Raw genomic sequence first — 19,980 nt, 5'->3', positions numbered from 1 at the left:
CAGGCATTAAAATAATGGGTCTGTTTAATAATAAAAGAAAGGTATATATAACAATGAATGACAAGAGAGAAAAATTTGCTTCAAGATTAGGCTTTATACTGGTGTCGGCGGGGTGTGCTGTCGGACTAGGTAATGTATGGAAGTTCCCATACATATGTGGAAAGAACGGAGGAGCGGCATTTATTGTTATATATCTATTATGTCTGCTTGGACTTGGGCTTCCTATACTTATATGTGAGTATGCAATTGGACGAGGCAGTAATAAGAGCCTTGGAAGTGCATTTAAAATGTTGTCGCCAGAAGGAACAAGATGGCATCATTTCCGCTGGGTAGCTTATGCTGGTAATTATCTTTTGATGATGTTCTATACAATGGTTGCCGGCTGGATGCTCAACTACTTTGTATACAGTCTTACGGGACAGCTTTCAGGAAAGAATGTAGAGCAGATAGGCGGGGAGTTCAATAATATGCTCTCAACACCATCAGTTATGATATTCTGGACACTTGTAGTTGTTGTAATAAGCATACTTGTATGTTCGCTTGGCTTACAGAAAGGCGTTGAGAAGATAAGTAAGGTAATGATGATATTATTATTTGCACTTATGATAATAATGGCAGTTAATTCCCTTCTGCTTGATGGAAGCTCGGAGGGACTTAAGTTCTATCTTGTTCCAGACTTTTCCAAGATGAAGGAGCAGGGTATCGGTAATGTAGTATTTGCAGCTATGTCACACGCATTTTTTACTCTTGGACTTGGTATAGGTTCTATGGAGATATTCGGAAGTTATCTTTCAAGAGACTGCAAGCTTACAGGAGAGTCAATAAATGTAGTTATACTTGATACAGTAGTTGCACTTACAGCTGGAATTATCATTATACCAGCCTGTTTTGCCTATGGAATTAATCCAGGTGCAGGTCCATCGTTATTATTCATAACACTTCCTAATGTATTCAACCAGATGCCGGGTGGGGTTATATGGGAAGTATTATTCTTTATATTTATGGCATTTGCGGCATTATCTACAGTAATAGCAGTATATGAAAATATTATTGCAATGACTATGGATTTATTTAACTGTAGCAGAAAGAGAGCGTCATTAGTTAATCTTTTTGTAATATCAGTGCTTTGTATGCCAGCAGTTCTTGGATATAATGTTTTGTCGGGAGTACAGCCTCTTGGAGCTGGTACAACTATAATGGATCTGGAAGATTTTATAGTTTCATATAATATACTTCCTCTTGGCTGTCTTTTATTCGTGCTTTTCTGTACAAGAAAGAACGGCTGGGGATATGACAATTTCGTGGCAGAAGTTAATATGGGAAAAGGCATATCATTTCCTAAATGGTTAAAAGGCTATATGGTATACGTTCTTCCTGTTATTGATTTAGTTATATATTTTAAGGGTTATTATGATATGTTTAAGCCACAGGGTACTAAGGTTGTGTGCATATGGATGACAGTAGCTGTTATTCTTGCACTGTTGGTATTCTACATAGCTGCAGGAAAGGGAAAGAAGAGCAATGACTAAAAAGCAGCTTGCTTATGAAGTTATAGAACGTCTTAAAACAGAATATCCTGATGCCGGCTGTACGCTTGATTATGATGATGCGTGGAAGCTTCTGGTAAGCGTAAGGCTTGCAGCACAGTGTACAGATGCGAGAGTGAATGTTATTGTGCCACAGTTATTTGACAAGTATCCATCAATAGAGGCACTTGCTGATGCAGATGTATATGACATAGAGAAAATAGTCCGTCCATGCGGTTTATCAAAGAGTAAGGCAAGGGATATAAGCGGCTGTATGCGTATGCTTCATACGGTGTATAACAATAAAGTGCCAGATACATTAGAGGAACTTTTAAAGCTTCCTGGAGTTGGAAGAAAAAGTGCCAACCTTATTATGGGTGATGTATTCGGAAAGCCGGCAATTGTGACAGATACACATTGTATAAGGCTGTGCAACAGAATTGGACTTGTAAAAGATGAGAAAGAACCTAAAAAGGTTGAGATGGCACTGTGGAAGATAGTTCCGCCAGAAGAGGGAAGTGACCTTTGCCATAGATTTGTAATACACGGCAGGGAAGTGTGCAGTGCAAGAACCAAGCCTCATTGTGATGGGTGCTGTCTTAATGATATATGTAAGAAGAATGGAGTTAAGCAATAAGTGAAGAATAATTACAAGATGATAATAGCATATGATGGAACCAGATATTATGGCTGGGAACATCAGCCTAATACAGATATGACGATACAAGGCAAGTTAGAGTCTGTTCTGTCACAGATGACAGGGGAGCAGATAGATGTAATAGGTGCAGGAAGAACTGATGCAGGAGTCCACGCCAAAGGAATGGCAGCCAATGCACATATGCAGACAAGTATGACACCAGATGAAATCTGTGATTATATGAACAGATATCTGCCTGAGGACATATGTGTAATGGAAGTAAGAATAGCTTCAGAACGTTTCCACAGCAGATATAATGCAATGGGGAAAACCTACTGTTATACCTGTTATGTTGGGGATAAGAAGCCTGTATTTAATAGAAAATATGTGCATATCACAGGTGCTGTGCCAGATGTTGAGGCTATGAAGAAAGCAGCTTCTTATCTTGTAGGAGTTCATGATTTTGCAAGCTTCTGCGGTAATCCAAAGATGAAGAAATCTACAGTCAGGGAGATATATTCAATTGATATATCGCTTAAGGGTTCGTATCTTAATATGACCTTCCACGGAAGTGGATTTCTTCAATATATGGTAAGAATATTATCAGGAACATTATTAGAGGTTGGTTTTGGTAAAAGAGAGGCAGACAGTATGCAAGAGCTTTTAGAGGCAAAGAATCGTTCTTTAGCTGGAGCGACAGCTCCAGCCAAGGGGTTAAGCCTCTTAAAAGTACATTACGCTAATTAATTATTGGAATAGTTATATAAATTTACTTCTCCATTTAATTGCTTCGTCACGGTACTGGCGGGCAATATCCATAAGTTCATTATATTGGGTGGTTATGCTGTCAATGACGGCTGACTGCTCATTTATTTTTGCCTGGCATGCGGCAATCTTTTTGTTGAAATCTTCGGTCAGGGATTTTTCACGTTCAATGTAATTATCATTATTATTAGAATTATTATTATTTGAATTAATATTGTCAGCGTTGTTATTATCAGTACTATTATTGTCGGCAGTGCATATAGCTAATTGTTTGAAATGTCCGATTTGTTCAATTTTGTATATGTGTTCATTAACACATAATAAAATAAAATTATTATATGCAAGCACACTGTAAGAATTCACAGGCTTTTTAATATCAGGCAGTGGGATAGGCAGTGCATTATTGTCATCAGGTGTTATACAGTGCAGGCTGGGTTTATCAGATACAGGATTTTGCTTAAGATAGAAAAGAAGCAGGGTGTCATTACATATGGCAAGCTTAGGATTAGAATATTCCTGTACATAATTACAGTCTATAGCCAATACATTAGCGGTATCCATAATATTTTTTAAGATAAGTGAACCATTCTGATTGATGTAGGAATAATAAAGAGATGAATTATATATACACTCTGTAAGACCGCATAAGTAGTCTGCAGCAAGCACGATAGGGCGGTCAAGCCCACCAAAATGGGCTACACGTAAGAATATATTAGAACAGGCATTATAGATAATTAACTGGCGGTTATTCCCAACTGAATATACATTTGACATATTACCCTCTGTTCATCAGTAGATCTGATATGTGAAGCTTATTAAAATGTATGGTAGCAACAAAGTATTTAGAACATATAATGTAGTAAGAATACTTAAAGGAAGGATTTGAAATGGCAAAGTGTAAGTGCAGGAAAAAATGCTGTACAACAAAGATTGCAAGTAATCTTGTATCTAATATGCCTAATGGATGTTTTGATGTATGTACCAATCCGATATGCGGTTCACCGAGTGAACTTAGTCTTTATGCGCCATTGATATATGACCAGATTGGTATTAACCTTTGTGCTGAATTTCCAATAGGTGCAGATATATCAGCAACTTATCCAACGGCTGTCAACGCAACTGCAAGTGTAATAGATGTATCCTATGAATATGGAACAGGAAATGTAGTTATAACACAGATACCGGGCAGACCGAACTGTTATTCAGTTACATTGTCAAACTTGTCAGTGACATTTGCGGTAAGTCTGTATGATGAGAATTGCAGGCTTGTGGCAACACTTTATCCAACAGCTGTATATCTGCCACCAGAAACAACTTCGGCTACCTATGATGAAGATGTCAATCCAACTTCTGTGGAGCTTGAAATATTTGCACCTTATGGAATATCTTACAATTATAATGCAGCGGCTACACCACAGTATAGTGCGGCACTTAATTATACAGGATTTACAGCGGATAATAACAGAATAACGCAGGGACTTAATCTTTCTGCAATTCCAAAAGTAATTAACCTTGATACAACTGATGATGAGATAACAATAGGTCTTTCGATTATATTACAGAGCTTGTATTTTGCTGGCTACAGGGTTGCAAGTGCTGGAAAGATTGTAACTCCTAAGGGAAGCATAGTGGCAGAGGAAGATTCTAATGAGATGAAATTCGTGTGCGGCAATCTTTTGAATCTAGCAATCAAGCCTCTTGATTTAAGCCCACCAAAATGTGAAGGTAGATTAAAACAAGATTGCGAAACAGGCTGTCAGCCAACGTGTGAGGAAGATATGCCAGTGTGTACGAATTCAGGGAACAACATAAGTGACTGCAATAACTGTGGATAAGAATAAAGTGTGATGATGACGGAATATGACAAGGATAGAAATAGCTGCTATATCGCTAATGGTAGTTAATGTAAAGAGTAAGATGTGACAGTCTCAGGCTGTATAAGTGGTATAGTAAGTTATTGCCATATAAAGATAAATATATAGAGAGAATTTAAAAAGGGTGTCATAATAGACTATTACGTAATATACAGATAATAACAGGCTATTATCTGTATACTGTAGCATTAGTTTAAAATGACACCCATATATATTTATTGTTTATTAATATTAACGGGAAACCTCATTACCAGCCTTGGCAAATGCAAGCTTCATAACTTCGTCTACAGATACGAGGTTGTAATCACCGCTTACAGTATGTTTTAAGCAGCTTGCGGCATTAGAGAATTCAACAGCTTTCTGTGGGTCAAAGTCATTGATAAAACTATATATAATACCAGCACAATAAGCATCACCAGCACCAATATAATCAAGAATATTCATAAAGAATTCCTGGCTGTAGTAAGCCTTTCCTTCTGTGTATATCATTGACTGGAGCTTGAATGTTGTTATTGAAGTTTCTGTTCTCCATACAGATGCAACCATCTTGAAGTTAGGGAACATTTTTATAAGTTCTTCTGCAATGTAAGAATTCTTCTCTTTATCTGAATTAGAGGCATCAAGTCCGAATATTCCAACTGCATCATCTTCATTAGCGATACATATATCAACATACTTACATATTTCGCTCATTACTTTGTTAGCCTTTTCACTAGACCAGAGCTTGCTTCTGTAATTAAGGTCACAGCTTATTGTAATTCCTCTTTCCTTAGCTTTCTTGCAGGCAAGAAGAGTAATCTGTGCCATATTATCACTTATTGCTGGAGTAATTCCTGAAAAATGAAACCATGTAGCATCAGCAAATATTGAATCCCAGTCAAAGTCATCTACATTGGCAAGGGCAAATGCTGAACCTTTTCTGTTATATATAACATTAGTAGGTCTCTGGCTCGTCTTTTTCTCAAGGAAATATATTCCAATCTGTTCGCCGCCTCTTACTATATGTTCAACACCGACACCATACTGTCTTAAAGAATTAACAGCACTCTGTCCAATAGTATGTTCTGGAAGCTTAGTAACATAGCTTACATTAACATTAAAATTGGCAAGGGATACAGCAGTATTAGCTTCGCCGCCGCCATATACAGCTTCATAAGAATGTGCCTGTGTAAATCTTTCATTGTTGTCAGGTGAAAGTCTGAGCATTAATTCACCAAATGTTATAATCTTGTGTTTCATTGTTATCTCCCATCTTGCATCAATTGCTTACTGTTTATCGTACAGTGATATATTGTATCACATTTTTATAAAAAAGTAATATGTATTTTAAAGAAGTTTGGTATTTTTTGTCATTTCTGCGTGCTTTTTCAGATTATTAAGTGCACGAAGCAGTATACAACAGGCAGATATAATAATTAAATAGAAAATGAAATAGCATTATAAGCCGTGTTTAGCAAAAAAAGCAGTATCGACACATATCCGATATTAAAGTATAATATGAATAAGTCTGAGTGGCTAAAAAGATATTTGACGGATGAGATTATAATATGTTAGATGAGATTATAATTTAATAGATGAAAATTTAATTTGATAGATGAAATTTTAAATAACAGGAAAGGTGCTGACGTGACATAATGTTAAGAGATGTAGGATTGGAAGATATTAGTGATGGAAGATTATATAGAGAAAATGATATGGTAAAGACAGATACGAATTCTTGCCAGGGCTGTAAGAAGATATGCTGCATAGGAATGGGCAGAACAATAGTGCTTGATCCTTATGATTGTTACAGGCTTGGAATTGGCACAGGAAAGACATTTGAGCAGCTTCTGGATACTAATATTGAGCTTAATATGGTAGATGGCTGTATACTTCCTAATATTAAAATGCAGACAGTTAGTAATGGCTGTTCATTTCTTGGAGCTGATAACAGATGTACAATACATAATTACAGGCCTGGCATATGCAGAATGTTTCCGTTAGGAAGATATTGGGAAGATGATGAGCATTTTTATTATATATTACAGAAGGGTGAATGTAATAAAGATAATCTGACTAAGATAAAAGTACGCAAGTGGATAGGAATTGATAATATTGAAAGTTATAATTCATATGTGATACAATGGCATAGTTATATTAAGAAGGTTCAGAGAGCCTTGGCAGGACTTTCTGAGGAACAGATTAAGATACTTAATATGTATAATCTCAGAACATTTTACATGAAAGGTTACGAAGCAGATAAATTCTTTGAAGAATTCAAGGAAAGACTTGATAAATCCATAGAGATGTTCGGAATGTAGAGTGGCTTCAGATATAAAGATGATGGTTAATATAGAAATGCTTGGAATGTGGAACGCTTCTGATATAAAGATAATTATTAATATAAAGATGTTTGGAATTTAAAGAAAAGAGGATATATATGAAGACAGATTTGTTTAAAATAGGAGGGCTGACCGTTCACGGCTATGGCTTTATGATAGCACTTGGATTTATCCTTGCTATGATTCTTGGTGAATACAGAGCAAAGAAACTTGGACTTAAGGACGAGTCGGTTATAGATATAGCGATAATCGCAGGACTTACAGGATTTGCTGGAGCAAAACTTTTATTTATAATAGTTGAATTTGACAGCTTTATTAAAAATCCTAAAGAGGTATTAGGTTCATCAGGATTTGTTGTGTATGGAGGAATTATAGCAGGTGTGCTTTGCAGTATGCTTTATTGTAAGATTAAGAAGATTAATTTCCTTGAGTATTTTGATCTTATAATGCCGGAGATAGCATTAGCACAGGGCTTTGGAAGAATAGGTTGTTATCTTGCAGGCTGTTGCTATGGACGTGTGACAGACAGTGCATTTGGCGTGATATTCCCAGCGGGTTCTCAGGCACCAGCAGGTGTAAAGCTTATTCCAACACAGCTTATATCAGCAGGAGCTAATATAATTCATATGATAATACTTATTGCGGTGGCACATTTTATAGGCTATACAATAAGGAAGAAAGATGGTAGAAAGCTTGTGCTTCCAGCTGGTGGAATTGGCTATTTATATATGATTTTATATGGGATTGGAAGATTTCTTATTGAGTTCTTAAGAAATGATTACAGGGGCGAGATAGGTATTCTTTCAACATCGCAGTTTATATCAATATTCTTTATTGCAGCAGGTGTGGTCCTTCTTATTATTGGAAAGAAGAAAATGCAGTCTTAAAAACAGATGGTTAATTATGTGATTTTCCTGTAACAGACCGGAATTTAGTTCTGGTCTGCTGTATAGATACATAATTAATCATCTGTTTTTTATTGTGTCAATAATCTAAATCTACAGCACTAGAGACATAGGTCAAGTATAAGAGTGCTTATTTAATATTACATTGCCGGTGCCGTATTAGTATGGACAAGTGTATAACAATAATCTGCTTAATTACTGTCTTGCAGCTTTCTTAGCCTTTCTGTAATCGCTTATATTTAGTGGGCGTACAAATCCGCAATATTCACACGTTTCGCCGCTTTTACCCCTTATATTAATAACAGGTATATAGAATATAGAAACACGGTTAATTCGTCTGTATAAGCCGTGTGGAGTTATATGTCCACAGTTAGGACACTGGAAAACACCAGTATCAGCATCTTTTTTGTATATTGTACCATAACTGTAAATAACTATCATGCATCTGCCTCCCCGTGTCTTTCTTTAATAAAATGTCTTATGTTATTGACTACATAATTATATTCAGTCAGCTCACCCTCGTGAGGAGCAATAGTTATTCTGTTGCCGAATTCAACCTCCAGGGCAATATAGTTAGTGCCTGTAAGCTTGCCGTCAGCTATATTGCATACATAAACATTGGTAATAGTATCTAATGGAATAACATTAAATCCATTGGTGGTACGATTCAGGTCAATAATGTAATCAGGTGATACAGCGAGTTTTAACTTATTAGAGAAAAAATGTTTATTAGTAGCAAAGTTCTCATATAAGGCGTTGAGAGAACCATCGGCTTCAAGCTGTGCCATTTTCTGCTTGATAAATGCACCATTACGGTTTCCTGATATGAATAACATAATAGCTGCAAATGCCAATATGCCGGAACATATATAAAATACAATAGAGAGCTGGTGCCGGTTGTAATTAGTATCAAGATAATAGCTTCCAAAGTAATCAGTGTAGTTAGAAGTAGTAATACCAAGACCTGAGTCTTTGAAGTATTTAACTAGGTAGGAAGCAAGCTTTGCAGATATTTTAACTCTGTTACCTTTAAGTGTCTGTGGTGTGAAAGAGTAAATGTCATTGCCGTCAGTAAAATCCTGTCCATATACAGGTACTGAAGTATTCTTGTTAGTGCTTATCACACATAAATATCCATTGGTGTCCTCTGCAATATAATATCTTGCAGTTACTTTTCCATTAGTAGTCTCCTCGGCGAATGGTCCCATAAGATATATAGCGTTAAGCTGTGCAAGACCTTTATGTGTTGGGTCGAAATTATCATAACGGCTGAATTCAAAAGCAATTCCGGTAACTGCTGATATAATAGCGATTATTCCCAATATTAGTGCTGGAATAAAGCTGGGACGGCCTGTTGTAATCAGGTCTTTTTTGAATTGTTCCATATAGCTCCTCCTCGATGTGATTTATTAATCTTTAGTACAAGTACTAAATAATAAAGCAAGTGTTAATTATACATCAGATTATATGATAATTAACACCTGCCTTAATTACTATTATTTATTATAGCTTAATTCTTAAAATATTAAAATAAGCTTTTGGATATTATTATTATAATACTTTAGATAAGAAATCTTTAAGTCGTGCACTCTTTGGGTTATCAAAGAATTCCTTAGGAGCTTCGTCCTCTTCAATCATACCTTCATTAATGAACATACAGCGTGTAGCGACTTCCCTTGCAAAGCCCATCTCGTGTGTAACTACCATCATAGTCATACCATCTGCGGCAAGCTCTTTCATAATTGCAAGTACTTCACCAACCATCTCAGGGTCAAGGGCAGAAGTAGGTTCATCAAATAACATAATTTCTGGGTTCATAGCAAGAGCTCTTGCTATTGCAACTCGCTGCTTCTGTCCACCAGATAACATATCAGGGTAAGAGTCAGCTTTGTCTAAAAGGCCAACACGTTCAAGAAGCTCTAAGGCTTTCTTGTCAGCATCTTCTTTGCTCATAAGTCCTAACTGTGTAGGTGCAAGAGTGATATTTTTCTTGATTGTCATATTAGGAAAGAGATTAAAATGCTGGAATACCATTCCAATGCTCTGTCTTAATTTATCAACATTTACACCCTTTTCTGTGAGGTCATTGCCCTCATATATGATATGTCCTGAGGTAGGAACTTCAAGTAGATTAAGTGATCTTAAAAATGTAGATTTACCACAGCCGGAAGGACCTATTATGGCAATAACTTCGCCCTTGGTAATAGTTGTATTAATGTCCTTAAGTACAACGTGGTCGCCAAATGTCTTTTTAAGATTTTTTACTTCAAGAATTACATTAGTGTCGTTCATTGCTTCTTAATCTCCTTTCAAGTTTCTTTACAAGTGATGAAAGAATCACAACAAGTACAAGATATATAAGTGCAACACCGAAAAGTGGAAGCATTGGATCATAAGTTATGCTTCGGATAATATCACCGCCACGGGTAAGGTCGTTAAGACCGATATAACCACTTATTGATGTCTCTTTTAAGAGTACGATAAATTCATTGGCAAGTGCTGGAAGTACATTCTTAAATGCCTGTGGAAGTATTACCTGAATCATAGTCTGTCTATAGTTAAGACCAAGGCTTCGTGCGGCCTCAAACTGTCCGTTGTCAATTGACATAATACCTGAACGGAAGATTTCGGCAACATAAGCACCAGAGTTAATACCAAAGGCAAGGAGTGCAACAACAATCTTGTTAATATGTACTGAGCTGAATATTACATAGTATATAATAAGCAGCTGTACCATTGTAGGTGTTCCTCGTATAACTGTGAGATAAATGTTGCAGAGGAAGTTAAGCACCTTCATCTTACCTGTCTTATCGTGGTTAGAACGTACGATTGCAATAAGGAAACCTATTACAATACCGATAAGTGCGGCACATATTGCAATAATAAGAGTATTTCTTAAACCTGTGAGAAGATACTGGTATCTTGCATCATCAATGAAATCACTCTTGAATTTATCAGCAAAACTAGAACCAGAAGCTTTAACATCATTATTTCTTACGATAACAACCTGGCTTGAAGTTGTGTAAGGGATTGAGAAATCAATATTCTTCAGACGTTCTTCTGTAACAGTAATACCAGATATACCAAAATCTGCTTTTCCAGAAGATACAGCAGTAATAATTGAATCAAATTCCATATCTTCAACATCAATCTTCATATTAAGGTAATCAGCTATGGCATTGGAAATATCGACATCAATACCACACACCTTGCCATTGCTGTAATATTCATAAGGTTCAAAGTAAGCGTTAACAGCAATAGTAAGAGTTCCGTTAGAACCTGAGCTTGTAGGTACATATGCCTCTTTAGAGGCATTTTCACCAATATAATTATTGATAATTGTATTAACTGTTCCGTTGGCAATAAGGACATTTAACGCCTCATTGACTTTTTCTGTTAGTGATGAATTGTTCTTGGCAATACATATAGCATATTCTTCTGTAACAAATTCTTCATCAAGAATCATAAGTTCGTTGTTAGCAGCAACAAATGCTTTAGCTGGCTGTGCATCAATTACAACAGCATCAATCTTGCCCTGCTTAAGAGCCTGAATTGCATCATTTCCTTTATTGTATCGTTCAACCTTAGTTCCTGAACCATCAGATTCCATATCGGAAACATATATGTCACCTGTAGTTCCAAGCTGTACGCCGACTGACTTTCCAGCAAGGTCATCTACTGAAAATACAGTGTTCTCTGGAATTTTACTGCCACAGGCAGTAAGTGTCAATGTACTTGCAAGGCTTAACACAAGCACAACAGAGAGCATAAAAAGGCGTTTGAATGTTGAGAGCTTTTTAGTGTTCATCATTTTAATCCTTTCGTTTAATTATAATGTTATAATTATACACAGATTATGTATCATATTTCAATGATAAAAAGTAAAATTATAAATATTGAATTATATTAGAAATAATGTAAAATATAAAGATAGCGTGATTACTAAAGGAGATGAGGAATTATATGAAGAATAATGATAATAAGATTATAAATATTATATTCAGGGTTGTTATTATTGGTGCATTTTTTATGGGAATAAGGACGATATATAATTTCTATGTGCTGATGATTACTTATAAGGGAATATCCGGAGAAGATATGTTTAACAGGGTAGCTTCGATGGTTGATGATTATGTTATGTTTATGGTATTTATGGTGGCTTCGGTAGTATTCAGCGTGCTTGCAAGAAAGCTGGTGAATAATAATACATTTATTATAAGGACAATAAGCATAGCTGTTTCACTTGTATGCAGTGTGCCAGAGCTTATAGCTGTGTATTATTTTGCAATGCTTACAATGGTGAAATATCCACAGTATGCCAATATACTTGGAGTAAGCGTGACACTTAATGATGTGTATACATCGTCAGCTGCAGTGTTTTTACAGAATAATCCTTATATGTTCTATACATTTTTTATTGGAGTGGCAGTATTTGCTGTGCTTACAATAACTTCAATATATTCACTTATAACAGGCAGAAAGACACAGCAGGTTTAGAAAATACACGAATATTAGAAAATATAAAGGGTTAAATTGTATGAATATCTTAGGATATATAAAGTAGAAGTACACTAAAAGAAAGGCAGAGCAGGCTTAAATGAAGATAGTTACACCAGATTATTATAAGAATTTTAAATGTATAGCGGGAGAATGTACGGATACATGCTGTGCAGGCTGGGATGTTGATGTTGATAAAGAGTCGTACAAGCAGTATAGGAGAGTGATTGGGTCATTTGGCAATAAGTTAAGAAGTGTTATGGTGCCATCTGAAGATGGTGGTTGTACATTTACGCTAAAAGAGGGAAGATGTCCATTTCTTAATAAGAAGAATTTGTGTGAGATTTATATCAAGCTTGGTAAGGATAAGCTGTGTGAAACGTGTGCAGAGTTTCCAAGATTTATTAATGAATACGGTAATACAAGGGAGATTGGAATTGCACCATCCTGTAAGACAGCAGGTGAGCTTATATTAGGATATAAGGACGAGCTTAAATTCAGAGAGGTAAAGAACAGGGAACAGATTGACAGCTACAATGATATAGACCCACTTACCTTTGTACAGTTAAGGCAGGCAAGAATTATAGCTTATAATATAGCCACGGACAGAGATTACACGATAATGGAAAGATGCGTGCTTATACTGATGTTTGCAAGGAATATACAGGATTATCTTGATAGAGAAAGAGATGAACTTATAGTAGGTGTATGTGGACGTTTTGCCAAGGAAGACTACAGGGAAAATAAGTTAAACAGGGCAAGGCGTATTGCTGCTGGAAAGAAAGATACATATAAGCATATAAGAAAGTTCTTTGAAAGTTTTGAGGGAATGGAAGTTATTAATAAAGATTGGAATATATACACAGAGGAAGTTAATAATTTCTTTGAGGAATGTACAAGTGCAGAGCAGTTCAGGGCTGTTGTGAAGGAATTTGACGAATACCACAAGGAAGATGAAACTGAATATGAACAGCTTCTTATGTATTATCTGTACAGATATTTTCTTGATTCAGTATATGATTATAATCTGCTTTTAAAAGTCAAGGGCGGTATTGTTGGAATAATTGCAATTAAAATGCTGAATATTGCTGACTGGTGGTATAATAACAAAGAACTTTCATTTACACGGAAGGTAGACCTTGCTCATCTGTATTCAAGACAGTATGAACATTCATATTATAATTATGAAGTGTATAATCAATATTTTATGAGCAAGAGAGCGTATGCATATGAGAATCTTTTATCAGAGCTTATAGATTTAGAGTAAGATAATCCATTGGCTGTTTAAAGATAAGGACAAGTGAGGTAAAGAGTAATGAAGATGATTCTAAAGTATCTGGAAGAATTAAAAAAAGAGTGTGTGTTAGCACCACTTTTTAAAATGCTTGAAGCACTCTTTGAGTTATTCGTTCCATTGGTAGTTGCTTCTATAATTGACAGGGGCATAGGACAGCAGGACACAGCTTATATAGTAAAAATGTGCCTTATGCTTTTAGGCCTTGCAATTATAGGTCTTGTATGTTCAATAACAGCACAATATTTCAGTGCCAAGGCGGCAGTTGGCTGTGCTACAGGAATAAGGCATGCTTTATTCAAGCATATACAGTCACTTTCGTTCACGGAGATGGACGACATTGGAACGTCAACTCTTATGACAAGAATGACAAGTGATATTAACCAGATTCAGAATGGTGTTAATCTTGTATTAAGATTATTCTTACGTTCTCCATTTATTGTATTTGGTGCTATGATTATGGCATTTACAATAGATGTCAAGGCGGCACTTATATTTGTCGCAGCTATACCAGTCCTTGCCGTTATAGTATTTGGAATTATGATAGGAACAAGACCTTTATATAAGAAGGTACAGGCAGGTCTTGATACAATCCTTGGAATAACAAGGGAAAATCTTACAGGTGTAAGAGTAATAAGAGCATTTAATAAGCAGGACGATGAATTTGCACGTTTTAAGAATAAGAATGAAGAACTTAATCATCTGCAGAAGTTCGTAGGTAAGATTTCAGGTCTTATGAATCCTCTTACTTACACAGTTGTTAATGTTTCAATAATTGCACTTATATGGGTTGGTGCAATAAGAGTTAATCAAGGTGGTCTTACGCAGGGACAGGTTGTAGCCCTTTACAATTATATGTCACAGATACTTGTTGAGCTTATCAAGCTTGCTAATCTTGTAATTAATATAACTAAGGCTCTTGCCTGTGCAGGAAGAATTGAGTCAATATTTGAAGTGCAGCCAAGTATGAAGGATGGCAGTATGGATTTATCAGAAGATAAAGAAAATGTTCCTGTCGTAGAATTTAAGAATGTTGCCCTTAAGTATAATGGAGCTGGTGATACAAGTATTGCCGGCGTTAATTTTAAGGCTTACAGGGGACAGACTATCGGTATAATAGGTGGTACTGGTTCAGGTAAGTCAAGTCTTGTCGGACTTATACCAAGGTTTTATGATGCAACCAGTGGCGAAGTATTAATAAATGGAACTAATGTTAAAGATATTAATATAGAACAGTTAAGGGACAAAGTCGGAATAGTAATGCAGAAGGCAGTATTATTCAAAGGAAGCATAAGAAAGAATATCCAGATGGCTAAGGCAGATGCTACAGATAAAGAGATAGATGATGCACTTGCAATAGCACAGGCGAAGGAATTCGTTGATAAGAAGAAAGGCCGCCTTGACTATATGATTGAACAGGGTGGTAAGAACCTTTCAGGTGGACAAAGACAAAGACTTACAATTGCAAGGGCAGTTGTTAAAAAGCCAGATGTCCTTATTCTTGATGACAGTGCATCAGCTCTTGACTTTGCTACAGATGCGGCACTTAGAAAGTCTATAAGAACGATGCCTAATAATCCTACAGTATTTATAGTATCACAGCGTTCAGCATCACTTATGCACGCAGATAAAATTATCGTGCTTGATGATGGTGAGGTTGCAGGAATAGGTACACATACAGAACTTTTGGAGAATTGTGAAGTATACAGGGAAATATATAATTCACAGTTCAAGTCATAGGTCAGAATGGAGATTAGTTATGAAAGATAATAAGGATAAAAGAGAAGCGCAGAAGTCTACGCTTGGCAAAGTATTAAAAAGAATAAAGAAATATAGTGGATTTCTTGTTATATCAATCCTTATGGCTGCTGTAACAGTTGCTTCTACATTGTATGTGCCAATTCTTGTTGGTAGAGGAATTGACCATATTATAGGACCGGGCAATGTTGATTTTGCAGGCATAACAAAGGTGCTTATAACAATAGGAATTGTTGTTGCCATAACAGCACTGTCACAGTGGATAATGAATATATGCAATAATAAGATAACTTACCACGTTACAAGAGATATAAGAGATGAGGCTATGGAAAAGTTACAGAAGCTTCCTCTTAAATATATTGACGCACAGTCATATGGTGATATTGTAAGCCGTGTAATTGCCGATGTTGACCAGTTCGCAGATGGTCTTTTAATGGGATTTACACAGTTCTTTTCAGGTGTGCTTACAATTGCAGGAACACTTATATTTATGCTTACAATAAATGTAAAGATTACACTTGTAGTTGTTGTTATAACCCCGGTTTCATTATTTGTTGCAAGCTTTATTGCTAAGAAGACATTTTCAATGTTCAAGCTCCAATCAGAAACAAGAGGTGAGCAGACGGCATTTATTGATGAGATGATTGGCGGACAGAAGGTTGTAAAGGCATACGGCTATGAAGAAAGGGCAGTAGAAGAATTCGACGAGATTAATAAAAGATTACAGAAGTATTCTTTAAGAGCTATATTCTTCTCATCAATAACTAACCCATCGACGAGATTTGTCAACAGCCTTGTGTATGCAGCAGTAGCTGTTGCAGGTGCATTTTCTGCAATAGGCGGAGGCATAACAGTTGGACAGTTATCAAGCTTCTTAAGTTATGCTACACAGTATACTAAGCCTTTTAATGAAATATCAGGCGTTATAACAGAGCTTCAGAATGCCATTGCGTGTGCAGGAAGAATGTTCGAGCTTATAGAGGAAGAACCAGAAATTCCAGATGCACCATCAGCAGTTAGTGTTACAGATATTGATGGCAGGGTAGACCTTAATAACGTATACTTCTCATACACACCAGACAGAAAGCTTATAGAGGACTTCACACTTCACGTTAAGAAGGGACAGAAGATTGCGATTGTAGGTCCTACAGGCTGTGGTAAGACAACAGTAATCAACCTTTTAATGAGGTTTTATGATGTTAATTCAGGAAGCATAGATGTATCAGGTGTTGATATAAGGGATATGACAAGATATTCATTAAGACACGGTTTTGGTATGGTATTACAGGAAACATGGCTTAAGGCAGGAACTATCAGGGAGAATATCACTATGGGAAAGCCGGATGCCACAGAAGAAGAGATTATTGAGGCAGCTAAGGCTTCATACTCATACGGATTTATAAAGCGTCTTCCTAATGGGTTTGATACAGTGATTGGTGAGGACGGAGGAAGTCTTTCACAGGGGCAGAAGCAGCTTTTGTGCATAACAAGAATTATGCTTACAAGACCACCAATGCTTATTCTTGATGAGGCAACTTCATCTATAGATACCAGAACTGAAATAAAAATTCAGAACGCATTTAACAAGCTTATGGAAGGAAGAACAAGCTTTATAGTTGCCCACAGGCTTTCTACAATACAGTCAGCAGATGTTATACTTGTTATGAAAGACGGACATATTATAGAAAAGGGTAATCACGAAGAACTGCTTGCGGCTGGCGGATTTTATAAGAACTTATATGAGAGCCAGTTCGATACAGCAACAGCATAGGAAGAATATGAGATTGTATATAACGGACATATCTGATATAACCGAGGATATGTTTAACACTGGGAAAATGCTTGTGCCAGAGTACAGGCAGGAGAAGATTGACAGATATCAATATATGGAAGATAAGAGGAGAAGCCTTGTTGCAGGGCTTCTTCTTAATTATGCGACAAAGGACTATGAAGCTGGGAATTATATAGCTCATAATTATATAACTGGGAATTGTGTAGATAAGAATTATCTAATTGAGGCTTCCAAGCGGGAAAGAGAGAATATCCAAGCAGGACATTTATGGGAAAGTAATTCGGAATATGATATAGATATAAATAAGCTTATCAGCGGATATGATAAGGCTTATGATTATGATATCAAACTTACTGCGAATAATAAGCCGGAGTATGCGGATAAGAATATACATTTTAATCTTTCCCACACAGGAGATTATGTTGTATGCGCCATATCAGAAAATGCAGTTGGTGTGGATATAGAGCATACAAGAAAGAATTATTTAAAGGTTGCCAGAAGATTTTTTACTGATAATGAATGTCGGTGGATTGGCGAAGATGAGAATCGTTTTCTTAGAATATGGACATTAAAGGAAGCATATTCCAAATATACAGGACAGGGAATAGCTCTCACGATATCAGATACAGAGTTCAGGTATGAGAAGAATGATAAGGGGGAGGATATTATTAATGGTTATATTAATAAAGATAAGATAACTAATATTAATATTGTCCAGCTTAATAATATTAAGTCAGAATACGTTATATCTGCCATAGAAAAGACATTTTATTAACGATTATAAAATGAAATAAATGTATCAGAATTAATACAGATTTAATTATAAAAAAATGTGGAAATTTGCAATTTATGACTGTATAATGTTGAAAATAATGTAGGAATGTTGATTAATGTGTAAGCCGAAAGGCGGATAGGAGGAATAATGTCTGTAAAATATGTATTTGTAACAGGTGGTGTAGTTTCAGGTCTTGGTAAAGGAATCACAGCAGCTTCACTCGGTAGATTATTAAAAGCACGTGGATTTAAGGTGACTATGCAGAAGTTCGACCCATATATTAACATTGACCCGGGAACAATGAACCCAATACAGCACGGTGAAGTATTCGTAACAGATGATGGTGCGGAGACTGACCTTGACCTTGGGCATTATGAAAGATTTATTGATGAAAGTCTTAATAAGAATTCTAATGTAACAACAGGTAAGGTATACTGGTCTGTATTACAGAAGGAACGCCGTGGCGATTTTGGTGGAGGAACAGTTCAGGTAATTCCTCATATAACTAATGAAATAAAGAGCCGTTTTTATAGAGATTATTCAACTGATGAAACTAAGATTGCAATTATCGAGGTTGGTGGAACAGTAGGTGATATCGAATCACAGCCATTCTTAGAGGCAATCAGACAGTTCCAGCACGAAGTTGGACACGAAAATGCTATTCTTATACACGTTACACTTATTCCTTATCTTAAGGCTTCAGGCGAGATGAAGACAAAGCCTACTCAGGCAAGTGTTAAGGAATTACAGGGAATGGGTATTCAGCCAGATATCTTAGTATGCCGTACAGAGCACCCACTTGAACCTGGTATTAAGGATAAGATTGCATTATTCTGTAACGTGCCAAAGACACACGTATTACAAAATCTTGATGTTGAGATACTTTACGATGCACCACTTGCTATGGAAGAAGAACATCTTGCACAGGTAGCCTGCGAATGTCTAGAGCTTGATTGTCCAGAACCAGATTTAGATGAGTGGAGAGCTATGTGCAAGGCTTGGAAAAATCCAACTAAGAAGGTTACAGTTGCATTAGTAGGTAAATATATACAGCTTCACGATGCTTATATTTCAGTAGTTGAGGCATTAAAGCACGGCGGTGTATATAATTCTGCTGATGTCACAATCAAATGGATTGACTCAGAGACAGTTACTAAGGATAATGCCGCTGAATTATTATCAGATGTATCAGGTATTCTTGTACCAGGTGGATTCGGTGACAGAGGTGTAGAAGGAAAGATTCAGGCTATAAAATATGCAAGAGAGAATAACGTGCCATTCTTAGGTCTGTGCCTTGGAATGCAGCTTGCAATCGTAGAATTTGCAAGAGACGTTCTTGGATATGAAGATGCGCACAGTGTTGAGTTAAAGCCAGATACAACACATCCAGTAATTCACCTTATGCCAGATCAGGAAGGTATTGACGATATCGGTGGAACTTTAAGACTTGGTTCATACCCTTGTGTGCTTGCCAAGGATTCTAAGGCATATGAATTATATGGCGAAGAAACTATTAATGAAAGACATAGACACAGATATGAAGTAAATAATGACTACAGAAAAGTTCTTGTTGAAAATGGCATGCAGCTTTCAGGTATCTCACCAGACGGAAGAATTGTTGAGATGATAGAGATTAAGGAGCACCCTTGGTTCTTAGCAACACAGGCTCACCCAGAATTAAAGTCAAGACCTAACAGACCACATCCATTATTCAGAGGATTTATTGGCGCGGCACTTGAGTATCAGGAAAAGAATAACTAAATCTTAATAAAAAATAAATAGTATGAAACCTTTTATTAAAGGTTGATTTATAAATATTCCTTCTTTATAATGGGT

18 protein-coding genes are annotated in these 19,980 nt (G+C 36.3%); 12 read left to right on the top strand and 6 right to left on the bottom strand.

Annotated elements, in window-relative coordinates:
• The first annotated feature begins 14 nt into the window (after positions 1 to 14).
• The 3 genes from C7390_RS09305 to truA are packed head-to-tail and all read left to right on the top strand — an operon-like array spanning position 15 to position 2,910.
• On the top strand, positions 15 to 1,529 hold the full coding sequence (locus tag C7390_RS09305) for a sodium-dependent transporter (RefSeq protein ID WP_022501985.1): 1,515 nt from the start codon (positions 15 to 17) through the stop codon (positions 1,527 to 1,529).
• Entirely contained in the window at positions 1,522 to 2,163 is a 642-nt protein-coding gene (locus tag C7390_RS09300) for an endonuclease III domain-containing protein (protein ID WP_022501984.1), read from the top strand. The genes C7390_RS09305 and C7390_RS09300 overlap by 8 nt, the downstream gene beginning before the upstream one ends.
• Positions 2,164 to 2,910: a tRNA pseudouridine(38-40) synthase TruA gene (gene truA, locus C7390_RS09295; protein ID WP_055306252.1), complete on the top strand. Its 747-nt coding sequence runs from the start codon at positions 2,164 to 2,166 to the stop codon at positions 2,908 to 2,910.
• Between the two features lie 12 nt (positions 2,911 to 2,922).
• Here the strand turns inward: truA and C7390_RS09290 are convergent, their stop codons facing one another.
• Entirely contained in the window at positions 2,923 to 3,702 is a 780-nt protein-coding gene (locus C7390_RS09290) for a hypothetical protein (RefSeq protein ID WP_116444068.1), read from the bottom strand.
• A 113-nt stretch (positions 3,703 to 3,815) separates the two neighbouring features.
• Here C7390_RS09290 and C7390_RS09285 point away from each other — a divergent pair, with 113 nt between their 5' ends.
• Positions 3,816 to 4,763: a hypothetical protein gene (locus tag C7390_RS09285; protein ID WP_055173982.1), complete on the top strand. Its 948-nt coding sequence runs from the start codon at positions 3,816 to 3,818 to the stop codon at positions 4,761 to 4,763.
• Positions 4,764 to 5,033: 270 nt separating this feature from the next.
• Here the strand turns inward: C7390_RS09285 and C7390_RS09280 are convergent, their stop codons facing one another.
• Positions 5,034 to 6,041 (bottom strand): sugar kinase, encoded by a 1,008-nt coding sequence (locus C7390_RS09280; protein ID WP_055306250.1) that lies wholly within the window; start codon positions 6,039 to 6,041, stop codon positions 5,034 to 5,036.
• A 413-nt stretch (positions 6,042 to 6,454) separates the two neighbouring features.
• Here C7390_RS09280 and C7390_RS09275 point away from each other — a divergent pair, with 413 nt between their 5' ends.
• Both C7390_RS09275 and C7390_RS09270 read left to right on the top strand, forming a co-directional pair.
• Positions 6,455 to 7,102, top strand: a complete 648-nt coding sequence (locus tag C7390_RS09275; protein ID WP_242854081.1) for a YkgJ family cysteine cluster protein — start codon at positions 6,455 to 6,457, stop codon at positions 7,100 to 7,102.
• A 119-nt stretch (positions 7,103 to 7,221) separates the two neighbouring features.
• On the top strand, positions 7,222 to 8,010 hold the full coding sequence (locus C7390_RS09270; protein ID WP_022501978.1) for a prolipoprotein diacylglyceryl transferase: 789 nt from the start codon (positions 7,222 to 7,224) through the stop codon (positions 8,008 to 8,010).
• A 213-nt stretch (positions 8,011 to 8,223) separates the two neighbouring features.
• On the opposite strand, the gene C7390_RS09265 is transcribed toward C7390_RS09270, so the two are convergent.
• From C7390_RS09265 to C7390_RS09250, 4 genes are all read right to left on the bottom strand, one after another.
• Positions 8,224 to 8,469 carry a hypothetical protein gene (locus tag C7390_RS09265; protein WP_022501977.1) on the bottom strand — a complete coding sequence of 82 codons (246 nt, stop codon included), beginning with the start codon at positions 8,467 to 8,469 and terminating at the stop codon, positions 8,224 to 8,226.
• The gene (locus C7390_RS09260) at positions 8,466 to 9,413 is read right to left on the bottom strand and encodes a DUF6709 family protein (protein ID WP_022501976.1); all 948 of its coding nucleotides are present in this window, start codon (positions 9,411 to 9,413) and stop codon (positions 8,466 to 8,468) included. Before C7390_RS09260 ends, C7390_RS09265 begins: the two co-directional genes overlap by 4 nt.
• Before the next feature lie 166 nt (positions 9,414 to 9,579).
• Positions 9,580 to 10,320: an amino acid ABC transporter ATP-binding protein gene (locus C7390_RS09255; RefSeq protein ID WP_022501975.1), complete on the bottom strand. Its 741-nt coding sequence runs from the start codon at positions 10,318 to 10,320 to the stop codon at positions 9,580 to 9,582.
• Positions 10,307 to 11,839: an ABC transporter permease subunit gene (locus C7390_RS09250; RefSeq protein WP_318255820.1), complete on the bottom strand. Its 1,533-nt coding sequence runs from the start codon at positions 11,837 to 11,839 to the stop codon at positions 10,307 to 10,309. The genes C7390_RS09255 and C7390_RS09250 overlap by 14 nt, the downstream gene beginning before the upstream one ends.
• A 152-nt stretch (positions 11,840 to 11,991) precedes the next feature.
• Between C7390_RS09250 and C7390_RS09245 the strand changes: the two genes are divergently transcribed.
• From C7390_RS09245 to C7390_RS09220, 6 genes are all read left to right on the top strand, one after another.
• Positions 11,992 to 12,525 (top strand): hypothetical protein, encoded by a 534-nt coding sequence (locus C7390_RS09245; protein WP_022501973.1) that lies wholly within the window; start codon positions 11,992 to 11,994, stop codon positions 12,523 to 12,525.
• 100 nt (positions 12,526 to 12,625) lie between these two features.
• Positions 12,626 to 13,792, top strand: a complete 1,167-nt coding sequence (gene fliB / locus C7390_RS09240) for a flagellin lysine-N-methylase (protein WP_055173983.1) — start codon at positions 12,626 to 12,628, stop codon at positions 13,790 to 13,792.
• 48 nt (positions 13,793 to 13,840) lie between these two features.
• Positions 13,841 to 15,559: an ABC transporter ATP-binding protein gene (locus tag C7390_RS09235; RefSeq protein WP_116444067.1), complete on the top strand. Its 1,719-nt coding sequence runs from the start codon at positions 13,841 to 13,843 to the stop codon at positions 15,557 to 15,559.
• A 19-nt stretch (positions 15,560 to 15,578) separates the two neighbouring features.
• Positions 15,579 to 17,348 (top strand): ABC transporter ATP-binding protein, encoded by a 1,770-nt coding sequence (locus C7390_RS09230; protein WP_116444066.1) that lies wholly within the window; start codon positions 15,579 to 15,581, stop codon positions 17,346 to 17,348.
• A gap of 7 nt (positions 17,349 to 17,355) precedes the next feature.
• Complete coding sequence (locus C7390_RS09225; RefSeq protein WP_172678502.1) at positions 17,356 to 18,144, top strand: 4'-phosphopantetheinyl transferase family protein; 789 nt, start codon at positions 17,356 to 17,358, stop codon at positions 18,142 to 18,144.
• 147 nt (positions 18,145 to 18,291) lie between these two features.
• A complete protein-coding gene (locus C7390_RS09220; protein WP_022501968.1) occupies positions 18,292 to 19,905 on the top strand; it encodes a CTP synthase in 1,614 nt (537 codons plus the stop codon).
• Positions 19,906 to 19,980 lie beyond the last annotated feature (75 nt).

The organism is Bacteroides galacturonicus (assembly GCF_003096855.1).
In the GTDB taxonomy this organism is placed as follows: Bacteria; Bacillota; Clostridia; order Lachnospirales; family Lachnospiraceae; genus Lachnospira; species Lachnospira rogosae.
This window is presented reverse-complemented; position numbering and strand designations above follow the sequence as displayed.